This is a genomic window from Shewanella abyssi (assembly GCF_023284025.1).
Taxonomy (GTDB): Bacteria; Pseudomonadota; Gammaproteobacteria; order Enterobacterales; family Shewanellaceae; genus Shewanella; species Shewanella abyssi.
The window spans coordinates 38,858-60,455 of the sequence record NZ_JAKIKR010000003.1 but is presented as its reverse complement, the minus strand read 5'-3'; the positions used below and the strand labels follow the sequence as shown (position 1 = coordinate 60,455).

Genomic DNA, 21,598 nt, shown 5'->3' with positions numbered 1-21,598 from the left:
TGTGATCTAGATCAAGGGAAATAACAATGGAAAATCAAACCATGGAAGCGTGCCGAGCCGTCTATTTAACAGCTGAAGATTTACGTATTGCTGCCTCTATTCTTTATAATGCTTATCACGATGATCCTTTTTTTATCGATGCGCTATATCACGATGATAAAGTTCAATATGAACAAAAACTGCGAGGCGCTATTCGTGAAGAGTTAAATGAGCTTTGGCAGCAAGAGCAGGGCTTGATAGGCATATTTGTCGGTGAACGATTAATAGGTGTGGCATGTATTGCAACTCAGCAAGTACCGTTAGGCGAAGCTCGTTACTGGCATTGGCGCTTAAAAATGTTGGTCAGTGCCGGCTGGCAATCAACTCAAGCTTGGATCAAAAAAGAACACCAAATTATTGAGCATTTGCCCAGTAATAATTGCGGTATTTTGCAGTTCATTGCGATATCAACAAATGAGCAAGGCAAAGGTTACGGTAGCCAATTGGTTAAAACAGTATTGAGCTGGTGTGATGAGCAACCAGAGCTTGATGGCGTAGGTGTATTTGTTAGCAACCCTGCAAATATTGTATTATTTTCGAATCATGGTTTTGACAAATTGGAAGATCTAGAGATAGGAAATGTGACCGGTGAGCTGATGTTTCATCGAGGCCAGGTGAATGACTAAACGCTTTAGTAACTTCGCTGAGTTCTATCCATTTTACCTTTCGCAGCACCAAAATAGAACATGCAGAGCACTACACTATATTGGTAGTTGTCTTGTTATCTTAGTGACAATTCTCACGTTCTATTCAGGGCAATGGTTGCTGCTATGTTCGCTCCCTGTGATTGGCTATAGCTTTGCTTGGATTGGACACCTTGTATTTGAAAAGAACAGACCAGCGACATTCAAATACCCCTTTTATAGCTTAATGGCTGATTGGGTTATGTTATTTGAAGCTTTCTTTGGAAAAAGAAGTAGAAATATCTGATTAGGATGTTCTTGTTGTGAGAGATCTCTTACTTTCGTGTGGGATATCGAATTGAAAGATTGTTGATATAAACATGGTATGTGTTTTTAGTTGTTTACAATCAACGGCTTGGGCGTTAACTGTGTGGTTGCAATAATGTTACGTCATTGATCGCTTGCTAAGTAGCTATCGATTTGGATTGATAGCTGTATAAACTTAACTTAAGAAATCAATAGGGGAGAGCATTAGTGCTGCCACCCATTGGTCATCGTCATTACCATTGTGATGACCAAATTTAAATATTTACTGAGTGGATTATTTTGGCCGCTAGTTTAAGGATAAATTAGCAACAATTGGGTATCAGTATTTTAGTCTTATCCAATAGTAGGTCGATAGTTAAGGGTAAACTTATTAAGTAGTTATATATTTGCAGGACGCAACTAGGACAACCTCAGGATGAGGATTTTAGCTTAGGATAAGCTAATAAATGGATTTTGTACGCTGAGTACAAGGAGTTAAAAGGACTTACAAGGAAGATGCAGGATGCATGTTAAGCATGGATGATGCAGGGAGCACATATATAGCGGGAAAGCTAAAAGAAGCGAGATCAGGGCGTACCGAAAGGTACGCCCTTTCTGTTATCTACAGCTGCATTTTGACAAGTTGCTCGATTGGGTGTGAGAGATCTCTTACAGCGTTGTGCGAAATAGGGCTAGTGAGTCACTATAAATGAAGCATTTTTTCTAATAAAGTGTTTTTAAAGAACATGTTACGTTATAAATGCAGTGTGACCAAAATGTGAGCGCATGTTAAATGTTCATTTTCGGTGCGTTTTTTATTGGATTTTAGCTTATTATTTAATTGTGCAAGGACGCATGGTGGCAAGGACTCGCAGATTAGGATGATCGAAAAGTGACGGAAGGATCCGCACTTAATATGGATAACTATCAGGGATGAGGCTTTCAAGGAGTGATAGCCTGAGCGACCAAGGAGCGGTTAAACAATCCAGGATGGAACGTTTTACTACCTAGGAAGGTAGGATGCTACGGATAGTTTTGAATGGACTCTCAAGGAAGATGTAGGACACGCTTAGGATGAGCAAGCTTGGTAAAAGGATTACCGAGTAACAGGGATGAGTATCGTAAGATACAAGGAAAGAAAGGGATACATGGACGACGCAGGGAGCACAGTTACGCATGGATGGTGCAAGGAGCATAAAATAGCAGGATGAGCTTACAAGGAAATAGGCGAAGGCGCGTCCCCTCTGGGGCCGCGCTTTTTCTTTGTTTGTTTTCTAGAAATAGTGGTCTGCATATGCGAAGCGAAAGCGTTTAGCTTGTTTGTGGATTTAGGATTGCTCATATACCCAGAAGCAAAATACTTAACTTCAATCAAATGCAGCTCACCTGCATTGTGCCTTAGCAAGCCGCCGTGAATATGTCCCTATAGGCTCTGCTAAATCATCCATGATTTAGAAGCTTGCACGCCCAACTACACGTGAGCCGCTTGCAAGTCAATCGTAGCGCCTGACTTGTTATTGGACAGGAGTTGGTTAGAGTATTGAGTCTAAATAACTTGGCATTGATTAGAAAAAATAACTTAGTTTAATCGGAAAGACTCCTTACCGAGCTATTGCCACCTTTGCCAGTTAGATTACTAAAAACTAATAAATAGGCACGTTGTCTAAATTTGCTTTGGAATTGGCAAGTATGAGTGAAAGCTGAAACTATAGAACATCTGTGATGGTCGACCACTACAAATCAAGTGCTTCGCCACTATAATGAATACGTATACCGAAAGAGTTATTTGTGAGCCCCTACGAATTTGTAGGTTAACAATACTCAATCTTTTATCCAACTTTAAAAGCTAACTGACTCCCATAAACTGAATACGCTTTGGGAATTCCCCATTAGTGCTATTCATACTTTTTAATATGCGTTGCATCAAACCGTCTAATTGCTCCAAATCCACTGAACTCAAGGCTCTCAGCATCTGTTTTTCCTGCTGGTGCAGCACTGGCATGATCTTCTCAAGGAGTTGTTTACCTTCGGCAGTGAGTGCTACCAGCTTACTTCGTTTATCTTCAGGGTTTTCAAGCCTATCAATTAGCCCTGCTTGCTGTAAACGGGTCAACACCTTAGTCAGTCCACCAGAGCTAAATAACATACTTTTATACAATTCAGTAGGCGAAAGTGTGTGCGGTGAAGGATTACGACGTAAGCAGCATAAAAGGTTAAAATCCGAACTTTGCAGCTGGTATGACTCCACACACTCTTTGATTATTTGGACAAAAATATTATTGACCTGGGTTAGGCGCAATAAAGCAGGATATGAAGTTTCTGCGCACTCAGGCCAATTAACTTCATTCAACTGCAAAATATCTTCCATACACTTTTCCACTTGCTCTACCTCTCATTATGAATAATTCGCCCCAACTTATCTTGCTGGAAAGACAATTGTCACGCAATATCTTTCTGGAAAGCCATATGCTTGATTTAAGCAAAAACGATGACATGAACGCATTCTATAACACCATATTTCTCGACACAAATACCAGTGCGAGAGGTTTTGAGTTGGTAAGGGCGTAATTGTATAGAAGACCCGCCATTTGGTGAGTGATATTGACCTCTGTGCTCATACACACGTTGACTAACTTACCGGATGGCACTGCCAGTGCCCTCCGTAAGAGGGGGTACTTATAATAAAGAGAGTGATGATATGATAATGTTTAAAAAAGCATCCTTAGCGATGCTAATAGGGCTAGCGCTTACTGGTTGTGGGAGCGACGATGCTCCAACAACTCCCGAAGTGCCGAATACAGCCCCCATTGCAGTAGCGGATGTTGCGAATGCAGTGCTAGGTTCACCGGTTCGTATTGATGTACTAGCCAACGATACCGACGCCGAGGGCGATGAACTAACACTTTTAGACTTCGTAATCCTTGAGGGCACAGGTTCAGTAGCTCAAGACGGTAACGATTTACTGTTCACTCCTGAATCGAAAGGTACCACGGTTGTCGACTACACAATCTCAGACCCATCTGGGGCTCAAGGATTCTCAACGGTGACCATTACCGTCGCTGAGCCTGAAGCAGAAACCCATGAGTATGTAGGCTCTCAAACGTGTGTTAGTTGTCATAGTGATAAAGCTACGTTCTTTGAAACAGGCCACAACTTCAAATTAAACAAGGTTGTTGACGGTAAAGCTCCCGAGTACCCATTCAGTTCGATAGAAGGTGCTGTTGAGCTAATGTACGGTGCGAATAACAGTCTAGGCACGCCTAATAGCTGGGATGATATCAGTTACGTGATTGGTGGCTATGATACTTGGGCTAACTTCTTAGATAAAGATGGCTACGTTTTATCTGGTACTGGAATAGCCGTCTCAATGCCACAAAATGGCGAAGATATCACTATAAACCACATGCAAGGCTATCTACCTGATTCTGCGCCAGATTCACAACCGTTCGACTGTGGCCGATGCCACTCTACAGGTTGGAAAGACTTCACTCCTGACTCGGAATTAAACCCAAACCACCAAGATGGTCTAAAAGGCTTTGCTGGGACGTACAACCAAGCGGGTATCCAGTGCGAAGCTTGTCATGGTGCTGGCGGGAAGCATATCAAAACGATGTCTCCCGACGATATTTCACGCATAGCTAAAGGACGTTTAACAGCCGATTTGATAAAAGATGATATGGGTTACGGGCAAGCTATCACCTGCGCGGAATGTCATAGTAAAAAGACAAATCGACAATACCCAGACTTCGTTAGTGAGCATAACGAAGATTTTGGTGGAGACAGTATCGGTGGACGTACAATCCCATATTTCGATGGTGGTCGTGTAGCTGGTGATGCAATGCTTGGTATTGATGTCAATACAGGCGAGATGACAGGTAAGAAGCGTGATATGGCGTGCCACACATGTCATAACCCGCATCGTTCTAAAGCTAACGAAGACCAGCCTGGACACGAAGATGCTCTTATAAAAGAGTGTACCGATTGTCATGGCAACAAAGAGTTTAATACCGACCTTGAAGTTCACGAATTTATGGCAAAATGTACAACCTGTCATATGCCAAAGAGCAATCATTTCTTTCGGATTAACTTAGAGTTTGCCTCAGATAGCCCTGAAAATCGCTCGGAAGACGGTATGTATGTACAGCCGTGGAACGTGGCGAAAGATAGTTGTGGCGGTTGCCATGATAACTACGATGAACGTGCAGCAATGATAGAAAAGATGCACAAACAAAACTAATTCTGAATAGAGCCCTAAAATAGCTTGAGGATTTTTATTTAGCCAGTTGGAACTCCCGACTGGCTTTTTTATTTGAAGCACTTATAAACTAAGGCAAGGTAAAAATGACTAGAAGAATCTGCAGGCTCTCTGATTAATAAAGAAAAGCGATTTCATCACATAGCATCTATAAAGCAAAGATGCGCTTTGCAAGTTGAAGCGGCTAAGTCACATTGGCCATCGTTTGTAAGCATTCGGTGAACTACCTTGAAGCGCTATCATAGAAATGACTAATATTCGTCCTTTTTGCGGCTCATCGACACCAGCACCAATAGTCTTCCATCGATGTAAATCATGACGTTACCATCAATTACAGATCTCTATCGTGATTTAACGCTTTACAGGTGGAATTTTTCCGTATTCGTAATCCGTCTATTCAGCGCTCGATTTATGTAAAACCCACATAACATCAGAGTGTTATTTGATTACGATATACCAATCGAGAATAGATTGCGTAAATAAACCGCATAGAACACCAAGCCCATCAGGATTAGCTCTACTAGGGCAATATTTATGAGACACACTCAGCGAGACCATTCATTCTAAGAAGCTTTGGGGCATTTCCAAGTTAGCGGCTGAAAGTTACCGTCGACTATAAATAGCAATTACTCAGTTTAGATGCGGCTGAGGCCGTCGAAAAAGTGACAGTTGGAAGCTCACATCCTTTATCAAACGAAGTTTGCTTAGCGTAACTTTCGGGGGAGCGAAGCACCACTAGTTGAATAGGCCGAAGACCTTAGTATCAAATGAAAATACAGATAAAAAAATGAGCCAGTATTTCTGCTGACTCATTCAAAGCTTGACTAACCCTTGGTGCTGGCGATTACTTACATCCGCCTGAACTACAATTGCTTTTGCCGCGTCCACCACCACAACCACCGCCGACAGTACCACGAGATTCAGGTGCATCATGCCATTCAGGCTCTGGAAAAATCGGCCACTGTACTTTTTGGATTTTCTTACCGTGCATCCACAAGCTACCGCGATATTGGTTAATACCATCGGTACTGAATTCAAATAGGTATTTTACTTTCCAAGTGAAACCAGTCGTGCCACCTAAGCTAGGTTTTGCCGTTTCCTGAGCAATGGCAAGTAGTTGAACTTTCTGCTTCTGGCACTCTTTTGTGGCAAAAACACGGCTCATCTCTGCCATTTGTCTTAATTGCCAAAAAAAGGCGGCGATAACAATTACCGCTACTATTAATAAAAAATCTGTCATCATGCTTTAATTACCTTAAATAAGCCGCCAATAGCTGCAGAAAGCTCTGCACTTCGGTTAGGGTTTCGCAATTGAGTGAGCAGTTGTGTGCGAATTAATGGAATAGCCACAATATCAGCAAAAATCTGGTTAAAGAAGTGTTGTTCTTGTTTAGCAAGCGCTTCTAAGTAGATACTGAGAGTTGGCTCATCTTTTAAGGCTGACCAATTTCGAGCTGCTATCGTAATCAACATGTCAGCGGATAGACCATTACAACTGTCTAAATAAGCTATCGCTTTCTGACTCTGCTCAGGGTGAGAGGCTAACGCTCTTAAAAGGTAAGCTTGGCTTTCTATGGCAGCAGCTTTAAATTTTTCGAAAAGTTGTGCCGCGAGAGCATCTTCAATTGTTAAGTGCTCTAGACATTGACACATGGCAATTTGTACTTCTACAGATGCGCGTTCGAAACTGGCACTAATATGTTGTTGGTGATCAAGTTCTGCAGCTCTGACACAAACATCAGCTACTCCCTGCATACCAATGTTTTGCCAATGTTCAGCTGGATGTTGTCCAGACAAATACTGGTAGGCAAATTCATATTGAGCAGAGGCCTTTTCGCCGAGTTGCTTTCGCACGAGTGCATTAAACACCGCTAACTTTTCTTGAGAGGGTTTAAAGTTAAAGGGATGATTTGCGAGTTGTTCTTGCTGTTGCTCAGTTAAAGGTTGGGTTGGATCTCTGCCTAGGGCTTCAATTATCATCTTGATGAATTGGAGGCGCGGTGCTGGCGCAAGCAATCCGCGTTCATCTAGGGCTAATTTTATAAACCAAATATAGTGTTTTTGGCTAGCATCCCAAAAGACAATAGCGAACTGAGCGTGTCCTTGAATTGGAGAGGGGTAAGGCGTGAGTAACTCTTCTATTTGGTGAAAAGCCATCATATCGATATGTTGAACTCTACGGCCCATATCGTAAACTTGGAATTGAGTTTTAGCAGTTTTAAGAAATTGGCTAAGGGTCGTTATTTCAGTCATATCGCTATCGAGTCAGTATTAATTAGCCCACATTATAGGGATAACTGTGGCTAGATGGTATGATCTGATGCGAAATTTCATTGAGTAATTTAAATTCTCGATGGCGGCAGTTTTTTGAACTGTAAGTTAATGCAATAGAGTTAAGATCACGATAACCCTGCTTCAAAATTGTTCGGTCTCATTGCACTATTCATTGTATATTTTTCCTTCGAACCTTTACAGGTATTAGTCTAAGGTGATTTCCCGGCGGTTATTATAATGGGAATACGCTAAATGATATTGCTAACCTTGTAGACAGGTTCATTAAACTGGAGTGCAAGATTTGTTAAGCCATTTTACCAGAGACAAGCTAACTCGATTGCAAGGCGATCTTGTTAACGCAGCATTATGGGCTGATATGCGACCTTCAGAAAGTGCAATGCAAAGTAGTGCACCGTTTGCCTGTGATACCATGGCATTTGAACAGTGGCTGCAATTTATTTTTATCCCCAAGATGCATCACTTACTTGATAGCGCGATGCCGCTACCAACAGCGATTGCGATTGCTCCCATGGCGCAACATGTATGGGCTGGTAAGCCTGAATTTTGTCGCATAATCAAAACCCTTACAGAACTAGATGAGCTATTAAGTGAAACAAAGTAGACCTGAAGTAACCCAAATCGATGAGGTCGATGAGGCGCTAGAGCTCACAGAACTCGAGGAGCTAGCGCTAGAGGATGAGATAGCACCTTATATCGAAATTTTATTTGAAGACGATGATATTGTTGCTATTCATAAGCCCGCGGGCTTATTGGTTCACCGTAGTTATTTAGCGAGACGAGAACGCTTTTTTGCAATGCAATTAACACGGGATATAGTGGGTTGCCATGTTTTCCCTGTGCATCGCTTAGACAGGCCTACATCGGGTATTTTGTTATTTGCTAAAAACAGTGAAATGGCCAGAGAATTGTGTGAACAGTTCGCCTCCCACACTATCGATAAAGAATATTTAGCCATTGTTCGCGGCAATATGCATGAAGCTGCTACGTTAGACTATGCGCTAAAAGTAGAGCTGGACGAATTGGGTGATAAAGATGTGGATCCTAATAAAGCGGCGCAGAATGCTGTGACTTCATATCGTCCGATGCTCAACTGTGAGATCCCTTTTGCCTCGGGACGTTATGCTACGAGCCGGTATGCACTGGTTCACCTTTCACCTCATACTGGACGTAAACATCAATTGCGCCGTCATATGGCACATCTACGCCACCCTATACTTGGGGACACGACACATGGTGATGGTAAGCAGAATAAGTTCTTTAGAACTCACTTTGGCGTAAATCGATTATGGTTAATAGCTAAAAAATTGAGCTTTAACCACCCTCGAACGGGTGAGCGAGTTAACATTGAAACCGAACTCGAACAGCATTGGCTAGACCTGTTCGCAGGGCTGGGATGGCAAGAAGAAGCATTGTCTGACGTAAACAACGCCATTCTAATCGCTGATAATTAACAGATAGGCTTACAGCGGTCTTTTAACTCGGCAGCCGAAGTTTGGGCATTATCATAGGCGAGTTGCAAAGACTTTAGATTTTTTACGGTATGGAAATAGCACATTCTTCTGATATGTGCTGAGCGGTTAAGATGTTTACGATGTTTTTGTCTGCAAGAGTGTCTCATTACGGCTCATCCTAGTACACATTCACTTTTAATTGCTGCGAGGCTTGCAGCAATGTTCATCGATACAGTATGTTAAGGATATAGCTAAATGGCTTTTAGGCGAAGTAAAACATGAAAAAAGTGAATCTAGTTTTTGGAACAGTTTATGGTGGCGCGCAGTACGTCGCCGAAACTCTACAGCAGGCCTTAACAGATTTAGGCCGTGAAGCTGTGTTATATCAAAGCGATGAGCTTGTGGGTTTTGTCCCTCCTCAAGATGAATTGCTATTGCTTATCTGTTCTACAACAGGCCAAGGCGATCTCCCTGATGATATCCAAGCATGGTTCTACGATATGCAATCTAAAGCTCCTTACTTGCCTGAGCTAAAATTTGGCGTGATTGGATTAGGGGATTCAAGTTATGAAACTTTTTGCGGTGCAGCAGAGCAACTAGCGGCGTTATTTGAAGAGCTTGGTGCACAACGTTTAGGTGATTTCTTAAAGATCGATGCCTGTGAAACCATGGAACCAGAAGTTGAAGCGTTAGCTTGGTTGCCTAGCTGGAACAAGTTGATTGATAAAGACCTCGCAGCTTAATATTATTTTAGGAGCCAAATTGGACAGCCAAATGAGCTCCTTATTGCTGAAACATAGTTCATAAAGCGTTAGCGCTATAAGATTTTGGTTTTATAATAACTTCATCAAGTCTGCTATTTTGCTCATGTTAACTTCTTTCCAATGGTAGCAAGCCTGCAAAAACAATTTGCGACTCTCCTTATTTCTGCCACCTTTAAACTCCATTGTATAACTAAGCTGCCAAATATATCGCTGACATTATTAGCTTAATCGCGGTATTTATTGATGTTTCTTCATTAAACAAGACAGATAATTAACGCTTTGACAATAGCTTCGCTATTTATCTGGCTTATTGTTTAGCCTCGGTTGTTTTCGCTAATTAAGACATTTATGTTGGCATTGGCTCATGTCACTCAAGGTATGTGCGTCTAAAGATAGAGAGGGCATATGGAACGAAAGGTACTGATTATAGACTGTGCCGATGCGCCAGGACTTATCACTAAGATTACTGGGGTGTGTTTTGCACACGGCCTCAACATCGTTAAAAATAGCGAATTTGTAGATAATGCTCAAGGACGTTTCTTTATGCGGACGGAACTTGAAGGCATTTTTGAACCTGCTAGATTGTTAGCTGAACTACAGAATGTACTACCGACTAAAAATCATACTAAATTAGTAGCTGTAGGCAAAAAACGTATCGTGGTGATGGTGACTAAAGAAGCACATTGCATTGGTGATTTGCTCATTAAGTCGTATTCGGGTGCCCTAGATGCTGAGATTGTTGCTGTTATCGGTAATTACGATCTGCTAGCACCTTTGACTGAAAAGTTTGATGTGCCATTTCATTATATTAGCCATGAAAATATCGATCGTAATCAACATGAGCAAGCAATGTTGAAGGTTATCAATGGCTACGATCCCGAGTACGTTGTACTTGCTAAATTTATGCGTGTATTAACGCCTGAGTTTGTGCGTCAATTTCCAGATAAGATCATCAATATCCATCACTCTTTCTTACCTGCTTTTATCGGCGCGTCACCCTATCGACAGGCTTGGGAGCGGGGCGTCAAAATAATCGGTGCTACGGCTCACTTTGTGACCAACTCATTGGATGAGGGCCCGATCATTAAGCAAGACGTTATCTCTGTTGATCATAGTTATAGCGTGGAAGCACTCTCTAAATGTGGCCGCGATGTAGAAAAAAGCGTACTCAGTAAGGCGTTGCAACTGGTCATTAATGAAGAGGTGGTTGTCTATGGCAACAAAACGGTGGTTTTTTAGCTAGGTGCATAACAAGAAAAGAGACCGCAGTCTCTTTCTTCTTTTTGCTGCTATTTTTAAAAAGTGATTTAGAAATTAACAACGTAAAGATCGTTGTCTTGTTCTGTTTGGGCAATATCTTTAATCGTCACAGTACCTCTAGCGTAGGGCGCAATTTTTGCCGCCGTTTTGTCAGCGCCAGCATTTAGAGCAAAATTGTAAAATGACTCACCATTACAAACCAGTCTTGGAAAGATTCGACTTTTATTGATACGGTAGCTCTTCATTGTGTTGTTGAATTGATAGTTGCGGTTACTGGCTCCAGCTTTACAAACTGATATGAGTGCGGTTTCCATATGAGGTGTCATTGCAGCATTAGCGCTAAATGTCATTGCTAGCGCGGCAACGGCTATCGCGAGTGTCTTGATCATGTCATGCTCCTACTCTTCCATTGGGGTTCACCATTGAGTAAAGCTCATCACATGAAAAATATTGTAACCATTGTGTAGATAACTGTATCAAAGTGTGGAATTTGGTTCATTGTATGACTGTGGGTTACAAGATGTTTCATTTCGGAAGGTATTTCAGCGGATACAAAAAATCCCACTAAGGAGTGGGATTTCAATAACACTATCAAACAAAGTTAGTCAACGATGCGTAACAGCTCGTTGATGCCGACTTTACTACGAGTCTTAGCATCAACTTTCTTTACAATGATAGCGGCATACAAGCTGTATGTGCCACATTTTGAAGGTAGATTACCAGAGACGACGACAGAGCCAGCTGGAACACGACCATAGTGAACTTCACCGGTCTCACGATCAAAAATACGTGTGCTCTGGCCGATATAAACACCCATTGAGATAACGCTGCCTTCTTCAACAATCACGCCTTCAACTATTTCTGAACGTGCGCCAATGAAACAGTTGTCTTCAATAATCGTAGGACCGGCTTGTAATGGCTCTAGCACGCCACCAATGCCCACACCGCCAGATAAATGTACGTTCTTACCAATTTGGGCACAAGAGCCTACTGTAGCCCAAGTATCAACCATAGACCCTTCATCCACATAAGCGCCAAGGTTGACGTAAGAGGGCATCAAAACGGTATTTCTGCCGATAAATGAACCTTTACGTACAGTAGCAGGTGGTACGACACGGATCGCTTCTGCTCTGAAACGAGCTTCATCATAGTCGGCAAATTTCATGGGTACTTTATCGAAGTACTTGGTTTCGCCGCCATCGATCACACCATTATCAAAGATACGGAACGAGAGTAGCACTGCTTTTTTTAGCCATTGGTGCACATGCCATTCGCCATCAATTTTTTCTGCGACTCTTGCTTCGCCTTTATCTAGCATTGCAATGACTTTCTCAACATCAGCGCGAACACTCGGTTCTACTGATGCTGGGGTAATTTCAGCGCGAGCCTCAAAAGCCGCCTCTATACGTTGGCGTAAAGCTTCCATTAACTTCTCCCGGTATTATCGTTTAGTCATAAGTTTAAAGAGCACTGGTGAGTGCTTTTCGTAATTTGATTTGTTGCGCTTCATCTAACTGTTCGTCTTCAGCGGTTTGCAACAAAAAGAAATCTTCCGCTCGCTCACCGATAGTGGTGATTTTCGCTGCTAATAATCGGATTTCGCAGCGATACAAGACTTCACCTATTCTGGCTAGTAGTCCTGGTGAATCTAATGCAATGAGCTCCATCATACTTGTACCATGACGGCGGGTAGGAGGGAAACTGACTTGCGTCGCTACTTTAAAAGGTTTCATCTTTCTTGATAGTTTTCTAAACTTTGGCAACTTTGGCGTATCACTGCTTAAGGCTTTAATTAACGTTTTCTTAATGCCTTGGATCCGCGATAGCTGCGAAACGGGCTTGCCATCTTGTTCTAAAATAACAAAAGAGTCTAGCGCGTATTTATCTTTCGAGGTCATAACTGTGGCGTCATGTACGTTAATATTTTTGTTGTCTAAAATCGCCATTACGGTGGCGAATAGCTTAGGTTTATCTTTGCCGTATATGAACAGCTCTGTACCGCCTCTAGTGGTGTGTTTAGAGATGAGCACCAGTATGTCTTCACTCTTGTGCTTGATAATGGCTTCTGCATGCCAAGCAATTTGATTCGGCTGATGACGCAGGAAGTAGTCGGCTTTAAATCGTTGCCATAATGCATCTAAATCTTTCTCTTTAATCCCGCGGCGTATAAGATCTTTTTTTACTTTTGCTTGGTGCTCACGGACGCGGGCTCTGATGTCAACGGGCTTTTCTTTGCCTCTCGCTAACACCCTTTGTGTTGAAAAGTAGAGTTCACGTAATAAGGAGCCTTTCCAGCTGTTCCAAGTTTTTTCATTAGTGGCACATATATCAGCCACCGTCAGGCAGTAAAGGTAACTGAGATGCACGCTATCACGCACTTTTTCCGCAAAATCACTAATGACATCAGGATCTGATATGTCGCGTCTTTGGGCGGTGACTGACATCACTAGGTGGTTATCTACTAGCCAGCTGACAAGTCTTCCGTCATGGTCGTTCATGCCGTGCAGTTTACAAAATTCGAGCGCGTCAACGGCACCTAATTTACTGTGATCACCACCTCGCCCTTTACCGATATCATGAAAAATAGCCGCGAGTACGAGTAGCCCCTTTTTAGGCAGCTGATTGATCAGTACCGAACCGAGAGGGAATTCTTCTTTTTGTTCAGGTTGTGAAAAACGATCGATATTGAGCAGCAGTCTATGGGTGTGTTCATCAACGGTGTAAGCATGGAAAAGATCGAATTGCATCTGCCCTTCAATACTTCTCCATGCGGGGAGGTAGGCTGATAAAATCCCATGCTTATGCATTAACGATAATGACACAATACCACGTGGGTGACGCAATATTTCCATAAACAGTTCGCGGCATTGTTCATTAAAGATGAGGGGGTGTTTTAGCGTTCTTCTGGCTAGCCTTAGACTGCGTAAAGTCACGGCATAAATAGATTTTACATTTGAGTTTTTAGCAACGCAGAGAAATAAGTGCAGAATGTTCTCTGGTGTATCAAACAGCTCAGGATAAAGGCTCTCTATAAATTTCCCACGTCGCTGGAATTGACTATTAATGGCGACCACGTCTAAGGCTTTAATATGGCCTAACGTAGCGCGTTTAAAAAGTTGCAACAACATTTGATTGAGTTCCATTACACGCCTAACTGTGCGGTAATAACGTTTCATCATCTGCTCTACAGCAAGTTGAGTTTTGTTTTCATATCCCATTAAATCTGCAACTTGTGGCTGCAAATCAAATAGCAGTCTGTTCTCATCTCGTCCGGAGATCAGGTGCAAGCAGCAGCGTAATTGCCACAAAAAATCTTGGCATTCGAGCAATTCGTCTAGTTCATGAGGCTCAAGAAAATCATATACCACCAGGTCTTCAAGTTTTTCAGCATTAAAGTGTCGCATTGCTACCCAAGCGACGGTTTGAATGTCGCGTAGCCCACCAGGGCAGCTCTTTAAATTGGGCTCTAAATCAAATGCATTGGCTTTTGCGTGGCGGACAATTTGTTCGTCACGTTTAGCGACATAAAAGTCGCTACTTGGCCAAAAATCATCTTGGCGGATATCATAATAAAGGCGGCTAAAGAGTACTTGTGGGCCACATAGTAAGCGAGATTCAAGTAGATTGGTTGCAATGGTAATATCTGCACGTCCCAGCGAAAGAGTTTCTTCTATGGAGCGAACACTGTGACCAACTTCTAGACCCACATCCCAAAGAAAGGCAATAAATGCACTCAATGCTTGTTCTGCGTCAGCCGTCAGTTCACCTTCAGTAAGAAACAGCAAATCGACATCCGATTGTGGGTGTAATTCGCCGCGGCCATAGCCACCAACCGCAATGAGTGCAATCGGGAATAGCTGTAAGCCATGTGACAACCACTCTTTTTTTAACAGTGCATCGACATGCTGGCAGCGCTCGCTTACGATCGCACGAATATCCGATCTGTCATTAAACGTATCGAGTAATGTGTTGTTTAAATCGATAAGAACGCTTTTTGCTGTTTGGGCACTGTTCATTAATATTTTCTTTAATGCGTTACTGTCATTGGTGTGCTGTGATTATCTATGCAATAAAAGTAAATTTGAAGCGCTTTATTGCCATAAATCATATCGGGATGAGCAGCAGTAAGGTTTTAGGGATAATGTACTTATTTAGAGGTTTGAATTTGCGAAAAACAATACAAAAAAGGCGTGATGATTCACGCACTTTAAATCGACGACCCCGAATCGTTTAATGATTAATGATACGAGGTAAGTCTTTTTCCTCTTCGCGTAATGTTAGCACTTCCACACCGGTTTTAGTGACCAGTAGTGTGTGCTCCCATTGTGCAGAGTTTTTGCCATCTGATGTGGTGACAGTCCAGTTGTCTGTCTTGTCGAGTACGCTAGTGTGACGGCCTGCATTGATCATTGGCTCTATGGTAAAGCACATACCTGGGCGAAGTACGGTTTTATCATTGTTTTTGTAATGCATTACTTGTGGCTCTTCATGGAATACCGCGCCAATACCGTGGCCGCAATAGTCGGTTACTATGCTGTACTTTTCCAATCCCGTCTTTTTAGACTTGATGAATTTTTCGATTAAAGTACCAATTTCACCTAATTTCATGCCCGGGCGGACTTTCTTAATGCTGGCATAGAGGCTTTCTTGTGCAATACGGCAAAGGCGAGTGTTTTTAGGGCTAACGTCACCGATAAAAAACATCTTAGAAGTATCACCATGAAAACCATTTAGAATGACTGTGATGTCGATATTGATGATATCACCGTCACTAAGTGGTTTGTCATTAGGGATACCGTGACAAATGACGTCATTAACCGAGGTGCAGATCGATTTAGGAAAACCGTGGTAATCAAGCGGAGCAGAGATTGCAGCGTTTTCTTCAGTGAACTTGGCACAGATATCATTTAGTTGATTGGTGGTGACGCCAGCTTTGACATACGGGGCAACCATTTCGAGTACTTGCGCTGCAAGTTTGCCTGCAGCACGCATTTTTTCAATCTCTTCAGCTGTCTTAATTACTATACTCATTTAAATGTCTCTTATATCTTTTAAGTTGTCGTCATTACAATAGGAGGATTATGCCTTAAAACGACGTCAATATTTGTGTTTTTTTTCATAATATGGTATAAAGCGCGCCGTTATGCTTGACTCTTGTTCGTTCCACTTCGAGTGATTCGACTGGGTCAAGATTACGGTCATTATACATGGCTATCGATAAATACTAAATCACACACATATCGACACATTCTTCGGGGTGCCCTTAACCGGGTCGAAGGTATGGGATATGTGGAGGTCTAACCCCCTAAAACTTAAGGTAAATAAAATGACTACAGTTTCAATGCGCGACATGCTTCAAGCCGGTGTTCACTTCGGTCACCAAACTCGTTACTGGAACCCAAAGATGAAGCCATTCATCTTTGGCGCACGTAACGGCGTTCATATCATTAACCTAGAGCACACAGTGCCTATGTTCAATGAAGCACTAGCGTTTATCAGCAACATCGCTTCTAAGAAAGGTAAGGTTCTTTTCGTTGGTACTAAACGTGCTGCGAGTGAAGCAATCAAAGAATCTGCTACTTCTTGTGACCAGTTCTACGTTGATCACCGTTGGTTAGGTGGTATGTTGACTAACTGGAAAACAGTTCGTCAATCAATTAAGCGTCTTAAAGATCTTGAAAGCCAGTCAATTGACGGTACTTTCGACAAGCTTACTAAGAAAGAAGCGCTAATGCGTACTCGTGAACTTGAGAAACTAGATAAATCTCTTGGTGGTATCAAGAACATGGCTGGTCTTCCAGACGTGATCTTCGTTATCGGTGCTGACCACGAGCATATTGCGATTAAAGAAGCTAACAACTTAGGTATTCCAGTTGTTGCTGTTGTTGATACTAACTCTTCTCCAGACGGTATCAACTACATCATTCCTGGTAATGATGATGCTATGCGTTCTATCCGTTTATACACTGAGTCTGTTGCTACTGCTGCTAAAGCAGGTCGTAACCAAGACCTAGCTGTTCAAGCTGAGCAAGACGGTTTCGTAGAAGCTGAATAATAAGGTTGATGATTTTCATCGCCCTTATTAACCAAGGTACTTGATTGGTAAACAGGGGCGCTCTCATCTTAGGTGGGAGGCCCCTGTTTTATATCTATTGAATTTGAAGAATTATTTGTAGAGGATTTAACAATGGCAATTACTGCTGCCCAAGTTAAAGAACTTCGTGACCGCACTGGCGCTGGCATGATGGACTGTAAGAAAGCATTGACTGAAACTGATGGTGACATCGAACTTGCGATTGATGCCATGCGTAAGAGCGGTGCTGCCAAGGCTGCTAAAAAAGCAGGTAACATCGCTGCTGAAGGTACTATCCTTATTAAGAATGGCGAAGGTTACGCTGTGCTTTTAGAAGTTAACTGTCAAACTGACTTCGTTGCAAAAGACGCAAACTTCCTAGCATTTGCTAACGCTGTTCTAGAGGTTGCTGCTGCATCTAAAGTCACTATTGAAGACTTGAAAGCACAATTTGAAGAAACCCGTGTTGCACTCGTGACTAAAATTGGTGAAAACATCAACGTACGTCGTATTGAGTACATCGATGGTGCAAACCTTTCTTCTTACCGTCACGGTGAGCGTATCGGTGTTGTTGTTGCAGGTGAAGCTGACGAAGAAACTCTTAAGCACATTGCAATGCACGTTGCTGCTTCTAAGCCAGAATTCGTTAATCCTGAAGATGTTCCGGCTGATCTTGTTAAAAAAGAGAAAGCACTTCAGATCGAAATCGCTATGAACGAAGGCAAGCCTGCAGAGATTGCTGAGAAAATGGTTTTCGGTCGTATGAAGAAGTTCACCGGTGAGATCTCTCTTACTGGCCAAGCGTACATCATGGAACCAAAGAAAACAGTTGGCGCAATTCTTAAAGAGAAAGGCGCTTCTGTTTCAAACTTCGTACGTTTAGAAGTTGGCGAAGGTATCGCGAAGAAAGAAGAAGATTTTGCTGCTGAAGTTGCTGCACAAATCGCTGCTACTAAAGGTTAATCTCCTTTTTTAGCGAACATAAGACCGTAGCAACAGCTGCGGTCTTATTGTATTTACTGAAATAAGTTTATGATGTTAGACATGAGTACTGCATTGTGAGGCTATTTGAGTATACAATTTCCTAAAGCCATTATCAGGACTAATAAATATGACTACCAATCCAAAACCTGCTTATCGCCGTATTCTTTTAAAACTAAGTGGTGAAGCGCTAATGGGTGATGAGGGCTTCGGCATCGATCCTAAAGTGCTTGATCGTATGGGCCAAGAGATCAAAGAACTTGTTGAATTGGGTATTCAAGTTGGTGTTGTCATTGGTGGAGGTAACCTGTTTCGTGGAGAAGGTTTAGCAAAAGCAGGCATGAACCGTGTTGTAGGTGACCATATGGGAATGCTTGCTACCGTTATGAATGGCTTAGCAATGCGCGATTCATTGCACCGTGCTTATGTCAATGCACGCTTGATGTCAGCCATCCCCCTTAAAGGTGTTTGTGATGATTACAACTGGGCAGAGGCGATCAGTTTGCTAAAGTCAGGTCGTGTTGTTATTTTTGCTGCTGGAACGGGCAATCCTTTTTGTACTACAGATTCTGCTGCATGTTTACGTGGTATTGAAATTGAAGCAGAAATTGTGATTAAAGGCACTAAGGTTGATGGCGTCTATTCCGATGATCCAGTGAAAAACCCTGAAGCGGTTAAATACGACCAAATGTGCTACAACGAAGTGCTCGAAAAAGAACTAAAAATTATGGATTTGGCTGCATTTACTTTGGCCAGAGATCACAATATGCCATTATTGGTGTTTAACATGAATAAACCTGGCGCATTGCGCCGCGTGATCATGGGCGAGCAAGAAGGCACGCTTATTAACGCAGGTTAATTAGTGCAGTGCGTTAGCCTATCGTGGGTGTTAAGCTGCAAATGAAACAGGTTCCGACAATATACTTTAGGTTGAGTGCGACTCTGCATTAGCAGATGCTAACTTAAAAGGCATTGATATAAGGTGGCAAGGAGTGTGCAGTACTTTAATCATACGCTTTATGCGCTTTGATTTTATGGCTTCACAGGTTGACACTCGTCTTGCGCAAAGAAACGAATTTAATAGGCCTCAAAAGGCAATTAGCTCCTAGTGACTAAAAAGGACATATAACGTGATAAACGAAATTAAAACTGATGCGAAAACACGCATGGACAAATGCATTGAGTCTACCATCACTCAAATGGCTAAAGTGCGCACAGGCCGTGCACACCCAAGCTTACTGGATACTATTAAAGTACCCTATTATGGCTCTCTTACGCCGCTAAAGCAGGTTGCAAGCGTTTCTATCGGAGATGCTCGCACGTTAAACGTATCGGTATTTGATCGTACTATGATTGCAGCAGTTGAAAAGGCAATCATGAGCTCTGATCTTGGATTAAACCCAATGTCTGCTGGTGCAACTATCCGTATCCCTCTGCCAGCATTGACTGAAGAGCGTCGTAAAGACCTGATTAAGGTTGTTCGTGCAGAAGCTGAGAATAGCCGTATTGCAGTTCGAAATGTACGTCGTGATGCAAACTCTGATATTAAAGCACTAGAGAAAGAAAAAGAGTGTACCGAAGATGACGTTCGTCGCAGCGAAGATGAAGTGCAGAAGTGTACTGATGCGCACATCAAGAGAATTGATGAAATTTTAGCGGCAAAAGAAAAGGAATTGATGGAGTTCTAATATTGAACACTATCAGACTTTATAGCGCTTTGTTAAAACGTCGAGTACGTTATCGCTCACGCCTTACGCTAAAAGCTTAATGATTGAGTGAATATTGAGCGTGAAACAGAAACAGGCTATAGAGTTCAGACGCCGTGTAGAGTTATACTACACGGCGTTTGTCTATTTTTAAGGGTAGTAATAGATGTCATTCGATTCCCAATCTGACACTCATTTGTCAGAGGCATTACCAGAAGATTTTTCAGCTTTGGTAAAACAGTCTATACCTAAACACGTTGCTATCATAATGGATGGTAATGGGCGTTGGGCGCAGGCGCAAGGGAAGCCACGAGTTGTTGGTCATAAGGCTGGCGTCAAGGCGGTTAGACGTGCGGTGAGTACTGCACGAACCCTAGGAGTAGAATCATTAACCTTGTTTGCCTTCTCCAGTGAGAATTGGCGTCGACCTGATAAAGAGGTCAGCTTGTTAATGGAACTGTTTTTTACGGTGTTGCAACGCGAGTTAAAGTTGCTGACTAAAAACGGCGTGCGACTCAATATTATCGGTGACATCAGTCGCTTTTCAGCGCGGCTGCAGAAGCAAATTGCAGTTGCTGAAGAGAAGACGGCTAAAAATAGTGATTTGGTATTAAATGTGGCGGCCAACTATGGTGGTCGTTGGGACATTATGCAAGCAGCACAGAAGCTAGCAATGAAAGTTGAAGCGGGTGAGATGAGTAGCGAGCAGTTCACCGAAGAGGCCTTAAATGAGCAGCTATGCATGCATAATCAATCTGAAGTTGATTTAATGATCCGCACCGGTGGCGATTGTCGAATCAGTAATTTTGTACTTTGGCAGGCAGCATATGCGGAGTTAGTCTTTACTGACACGCTATGGCCAGATTTTGACGAGGATGCTTTCAAAGATGCCGTCGTTAAGTTTGCTAGCCGACAGCGCCGTTTCGGTTTGACTGGTACTCAAATTGATACCATTCGCGCTTTGTAATTATAAATGAGGGCAGTTTTTTGCTAAAACAACGAATAATAACAGCAATATGGTTAATCCCCTTAGTTTTAGGTGCCATATTTGGCTTGCCGACTGAGTACTTTTCCTGGGCGCTTTTGGGCGTCTTTTTAATTGCCGCGAAGGAGTGGGGGCGTATCATTGATAGTCAGTGTGAAATGACTCAATGGAGCTTTGCCATCACTATCGGCGTTCTGCTGATCGCGCTTAATATTATGGTGCCAGCGGACGAGATTTGGTTTAAAGGAATGATGCACCCTATATTCTTAGGGGTGATAGCGATGGGCGGGTTGTGGTGGCTTATCTCATTTATGATGGTGGTCTCCTATCCACGCAGTGCAGGCTTCTGGAATAAGAGCCACATGCTTAAATCCATGTTCGGACAGCTTACTTTAATCCCATGTTTTGTTTCTTTATTGTCTCTAAAAGCGTTAAGCACTGAAGCATCTCCTTACTACGGCGGCACCTTAGTATTTTTAGTGATGTTAGTTGTTTGGGCTACTGATTCTGGTGCTTATTTTGCGGGTAAGTCATTTGGCAAACGAAAGCTGATGCCAAATGTGAGCCCAGCGAAAACCATTGAAGGCTTATTAGGTGGACTTGCAACAACCATGTTAGTTGTTGCTGGCGTAATGTACTTTTCGCCTGAACAAGAGCTTGGTTTATTGATTGCAGTGACTATATTTACCGCGCTAGCATCTGCAGTGGGTGACCTGTCTGAAAGTATGTTTAAGCGAGTGGCTAACATAAAGGATTCGGGCACGATATTACCGGGTCATGGCGGCGTATTAGATCGCATTGATAGCCTAACGGCTGCATTACCCGTATTTACCTTAATCTATATAGCTTTTTGGATGTAA

20 protein-coding genes are annotated in these 21,598 nt (G+C 42.5%); 13 read left to right on the top strand and 7 right to left on the bottom strand.

The features are described from left to right. Positions 1 to 26: 26 nt before the first annotated feature. Both L2755_RS02565 and L2755_RS02560 read left to right on the top strand, forming a co-directional pair. Complete coding sequence (locus L2755_RS02565; RefSeq protein WP_248979190.1) at positions 27 to 665, top strand: GNAT family N-acetyltransferase; 639 nt, start codon at positions 27 to 29, stop codon at positions 663 to 665. Continuing rightward, entirely contained in the window at positions 658 to 969 is a 312-nt protein-coding gene (locus L2755_RS02560; protein ID WP_248979189.1) for an Mpo1-like protein, read from the top strand. The genes L2755_RS02565 and L2755_RS02560 overlap by 8 nt, the downstream gene beginning before the upstream one ends. A gap of 1,845 nt (positions 970 to 2,814) precedes the next feature. Here L2755_RS02560 and L2755_RS02555 read toward each other — a convergent pair. Beyond that, positions 2,815 to 3,336, bottom strand: coding sequence for a MarR family winged helix-turn-helix transcriptional regulator (locus L2755_RS02555; protein WP_248979188.1), 522 nt, complete (start codon positions 3,334 to 3,336; stop codon positions 2,815 to 2,817). Between the two features lie 330 nt (positions 3,337 to 3,666). On the opposite strand from L2755_RS02555, the gene L2755_RS02550 reads away from it, so the two are divergent. Further along, positions 3,667 to 5,205 carry an Ig-like domain-containing protein gene (locus L2755_RS02550; protein ID WP_248979187.1) on the top strand — a complete coding sequence of 513 codons (1,539 nt, stop codon included), beginning with the start codon at positions 3,667 to 3,669 and terminating at the stop codon, positions 5,203 to 5,205. Between the two features lie 862 nt (positions 5,206 to 6,067). On the opposite strand, the gene L2755_RS02545 is transcribed toward L2755_RS02550, so the two are convergent. Both L2755_RS02545 and L2755_RS02540 read right to left on the bottom strand, forming a co-directional pair. Continuing rightward, positions 6,068 to 6,466, bottom strand: a complete 399-nt coding sequence (locus tag L2755_RS02545; RefSeq protein WP_248979186.1) for a DUF3301 domain-containing protein — start codon at positions 6,464 to 6,466, stop codon at positions 6,068 to 6,070. Then, positions 6,463 to 7,476 carry a DUF3549 family protein gene (locus L2755_RS02540; protein ID WP_248979185.1) on the bottom strand — a complete coding sequence of 338 codons (1,014 nt, stop codon included), beginning with the start codon at positions 7,474 to 7,476 and terminating at the stop codon, positions 6,463 to 6,465. Before L2755_RS02540 ends, L2755_RS02545 begins: the two co-directional genes overlap by 4 nt. A gap of 322 nt (positions 7,477 to 7,798) precedes the next feature. Between L2755_RS02540 and L2755_RS02535 the strand changes: the two genes are divergently transcribed. The 4 genes from L2755_RS02535 to purU all read left to right on the top strand — a co-directional run bounded on the left by L2755_RS02535 (position 7,799) and on the right by purU (position 10,972). Beyond that, positions 7,799 to 8,119, top strand: coding sequence for a YqcC family protein (locus L2755_RS02535; protein ID WP_283102701.1), 321 nt, complete (start codon positions 7,799 to 7,801; stop codon positions 8,117 to 8,119). A 16-nt stretch (positions 8,120 to 8,135) separates the two neighbouring features. Then, positions 8,136 to 8,969 (top strand): tRNA pseudouridine(65) synthase TruC, encoded by an 834-nt coding sequence (gene truC / locus L2755_RS02530; protein WP_248979267.1) that lies wholly within the window; start codon positions 8,136 to 8,138, stop codon positions 8,967 to 8,969. 278 nt (positions 8,970 to 9,247) lie between these two features. Then, entirely contained in the window at positions 9,248 to 9,712 is a 465-nt protein-coding gene (locus L2755_RS02525; protein ID WP_248979183.1) for a flavodoxin, read from the top strand. Between the two features lie 426 nt (positions 9,713 to 10,138). Continuing rightward, the gene (gene purU, locus L2755_RS02520) at positions 10,139 to 10,972 is read left to right on the top strand and encodes a formyltetrahydrofolate deformylase (protein ID WP_248979182.1); all 834 of its coding nucleotides are present in this window, start codon (positions 10,139 to 10,141) and stop codon (positions 10,970 to 10,972) included. Positions 10,973 to 11,040: 68 nt separating this feature from the next. On the opposite strand, the gene L2755_RS02515 is transcribed toward purU, so the two are convergent. The 4 genes from L2755_RS02515 to map all read right to left on the bottom strand — a co-directional run bounded on the left by L2755_RS02515 (position 11,041) and on the right by map (position 16,024). After that, the gene (locus tag L2755_RS02515; protein ID WP_248979181.1) at positions 11,041 to 11,382 is read right to left on the bottom strand and encodes a DUF3718 domain-containing protein; all 342 of its coding nucleotides are present in this window, start codon (positions 11,380 to 11,382) and stop codon (positions 11,041 to 11,043) included. A gap of 212 nt (positions 11,383 to 11,594) precedes the next feature. Beyond that, entirely contained in the window at positions 11,595 to 12,419 is an 825-nt protein-coding gene (gene dapD / locus L2755_RS02510; protein ID WP_248979180.1) for a 2,3,4,5-tetrahydropyridine-2,6-dicarboxylate N-succinyltransferase, read from the bottom strand. Positions 12,420 to 12,453: 34 nt separating this feature from the next. Next, positions 12,454 to 15,009: a bifunctional uridylyltransferase/uridylyl-removing protein GlnD gene (gene glnD / locus L2755_RS02505; RefSeq protein WP_248979179.1), complete on the bottom strand. Its 2,556-nt coding sequence runs from the start codon at positions 15,007 to 15,009 to the stop codon at positions 12,454 to 12,456. Between the two features lie 214 nt (positions 15,010 to 15,223). Further along, positions 15,224 to 16,024, bottom strand: coding sequence for a type I methionyl aminopeptidase (gene map, locus L2755_RS02500; protein WP_248979178.1), 801 nt, complete (start codon positions 16,022 to 16,024; stop codon positions 15,224 to 15,226). Between the two features lie 295 nt (positions 16,025 to 16,319). Here map and rpsB point away from each other — a divergent pair, with 295 nt between their 5' ends. From rpsB to L2755_RS02470, 6 genes are all read left to right on the top strand, one after another. Then, positions 16,320 to 17,048 (top strand): 30S ribosomal protein S2, encoded by a 729-nt coding sequence (rpsB, locus tag L2755_RS02495; RefSeq protein WP_248979177.1) that lies wholly within the window; start codon positions 16,320 to 16,322, stop codon positions 17,046 to 17,048. Between the two features lie 132 nt (positions 17,049 to 17,180). Continuing rightward, on the top strand, positions 17,181 to 18,029 hold the full coding sequence (gene tsf, locus L2755_RS02490) for a translation elongation factor Ts (protein ID WP_248979176.1): 849 nt from the start codon (positions 17,181 to 17,183) through the stop codon (positions 18,027 to 18,029). 148 nt (positions 18,030 to 18,177) lie between these two features. Next, complete coding sequence (gene pyrH / locus L2755_RS02485) at positions 18,178 to 18,906, top strand: UMP kinase (protein WP_248979175.1); 729 nt, start codon at positions 18,178 to 18,180, stop codon at positions 18,904 to 18,906. A gap of 271 nt (positions 18,907 to 19,177) precedes the next feature. Then, a complete protein-coding gene (gene frr, locus L2755_RS02480; RefSeq protein ID WP_248979174.1) occupies positions 19,178 to 19,735 on the top strand; it encodes a ribosome recycling factor in 558 nt (185 codons plus the stop codon). A gap of 184 nt (positions 19,736 to 19,919) precedes the next feature. After that, positions 19,920 to 20,720 (top strand): polyprenyl diphosphate synthase, encoded by an 801-nt coding sequence (gene uppS, locus L2755_RS02475; RefSeq protein ID WP_248979173.1) that lies wholly within the window; start codon positions 19,920 to 19,922, stop codon positions 20,718 to 20,720. A 20-nt stretch (positions 20,721 to 20,740) separates the two neighbouring features. After that, a complete protein-coding gene (locus L2755_RS02470; RefSeq protein ID WP_248979172.1) occupies positions 20,741 to 21,598 on the top strand; it encodes a phosphatidate cytidylyltransferase in 858 nt (285 codons plus the stop codon).